2 protein-coding genes are annotated in these 1785 nt (G+C 65.8%); both read right to left on the bottom strand.

Annotated elements, in window-relative coordinates:
- Window positions 1-131: 131 nt before the first annotated feature.
- A complete protein-coding gene (locus ACFO6S_RS13605; RefSeq protein WP_378417774.1) occupies window positions 132-998 on the bottom strand; it encodes an ABC transporter permease in 867 nt (288 codons plus the stop codon).
- Window positions 995-1780, bottom strand: a complete 786-nt coding sequence (locus tag ACFO6S_RS13600) for an ABC transporter permease (RefSeq protein ID WP_378417827.1) — start codon at window positions 1778-1780, stop codon at window positions 995-997. Before ACFO6S_RS13600 ends, ACFO6S_RS13605 begins: the two co-directional genes overlap by 4 nt.
- Between the last annotated feature and the right edge of the window lie 5 nt (window positions 1781-1785).

The following is a 1785-nucleotide window of genomic DNA, read 5'->3' as shown; positions in this document are numbered from 1 at the left end:
CAGTCGTCCGGTGCGGTCGACTGCGACGACGGACCCGGAGCGGCGAACACCCCCGGATCGCCGTGGAAGCGGCGATCCGGGGGTGTCGAGGGTGCCCGGCATCGAGCGTGGCGGACGCGAGTCCGCCGGGGCTAGATCGGCGTGCCTGCGGCGCGCTTGTAGCCGTTGATCGCGGGCCAGGCAAAGATTGCGATCGCACCGAGCGACCACAGTGTGGTCTTGATCAGTGGTTCGGCGACCGGACCGCCGAGGCTCAGGCCACGCATCGCGTCGATCGCGGTGGACATCGGCTGATTCTCCACGAATCCCTGCAGCCAGGTCGGGTAGGCCGCGGTCGGCACGAAGCCGGAATTGAAGAACATCAGCAGGGTGCAGATCAGGGACAGCAGCTCCACCAGCGGCACCTTGGCGAAGTTCACCGACAGTGCGGTCACCATCGTCGCGAAGCCGATACCCATCACCAGCGGGACCAGCATCAGCAGCACACCCGCCACCACCCCCTGGTTGAAACGGAAACCGAGGAGCACGCCGACCAGCATGATCAGCACGGTGGTCAACAAGATCCGGATGGCCTCGAAGACCAGTCGGCTGATCAGGCCCGCGGCCCGGTGGGTGGGCAGGATCCAGAACCTGCTCAGCAGGCCCTTGCGCCACTCCGCCTTGAGCTGCATGCCGCTGGCCATCGACCCGAACATCGCGCCGACCAGGGCGAGCATCGGGGCGTACCCGTAGACGCTGTTGACGCCCGTCGCCCTGGTGACCGAGATCCCCAGGACCGCCCAGAACATGACGAGCATGATCGCCGGGTAGACGATCGCCTGCAGCATCGTGAACGGGTCCTTGGCCGACCGGAGCAGTAGTCGTCCGGTCTGGAGCTTGCTGTGGGTGAGCAGCGCCTTCCAGGAGGTCTCGGGATAGACCTCGGTGGGCGTCGGGAACACGAGCGTGGATGCGTCGGGATCCGTGACGGGAAGGGGCGCGGAGCGCAGGTCGGTCATCCTCGCCTCACGCTCGCCCAGATCGTCAGCGGACCGAACACGAGGGCCAACCCCACACACCACAGCAAGGCAGGAGTCAGCATGTGCATGGTGATCGTGCCGTCGGCGATGTTCCGCATGGAGATCGCGAACTGGGAGATCGGCTGATTGCGGACGAACGCCTGAGACCAGCTCGGGAACTGTGCGACCGGCACGAAGCCGGCCGAGAACATGCCGAGGATCAGCTGGGGCAGTGTCAGCGCCTGACTCGTCATCTCGGGGCTCTTGCTCAGGGTGCCGATCAGGTCGCCCATCAGCGACAGCGCCATCGCGATCGCCAGCGACATCCCGAGGAACAGCAGGGTGTTCTGGGTACCACCGCTGAATCGGAATCCGATCATGTATCCGTACACCAGCGCCGCGATCAACGAGATGGTGCAGTGCACGAGTGCCGCGGTCATCCTGGACATCAGCGGAACGCCCGCCATGATCGGCATCGTCTGGAACCGGTCGTTCATGCCGTTCGAGGCCTCGTAGGCAGCCCGTCCGGCCGCCGAGATGGCGGTGAACGCCATCGCCTGCAGCACGATGATCGGCATCACGAACTGTGCGTAGTCGATGCCCTGGAACTGCATCACCAACCGCAGCGGCAGGTAGAAGCCGATGGTGAAGATGGCGGGAGCCAGGACCGCGATGAGGAACTGCCCGCTGGTCCACATGGTGTGCAGGCTGCGGCCGGACAGCGCCAGCCACTGCTGCGTGCCCGACAGCGTGGGGCGACGGTGGCGCCCACTACGGGCCATCGTCT

The organism is Rhodococcus kronopolitis (assembly GCF_042654025.1).
Lineage (GTDB): Bacteria > Actinomycetota > Actinomycetes > Mycobacteriales > Mycobacteriaceae > Rhodococcus_G > Rhodococcus_G kronopolitis.
This window is presented reverse-complemented; position numbering and strand designations above follow the sequence as displayed.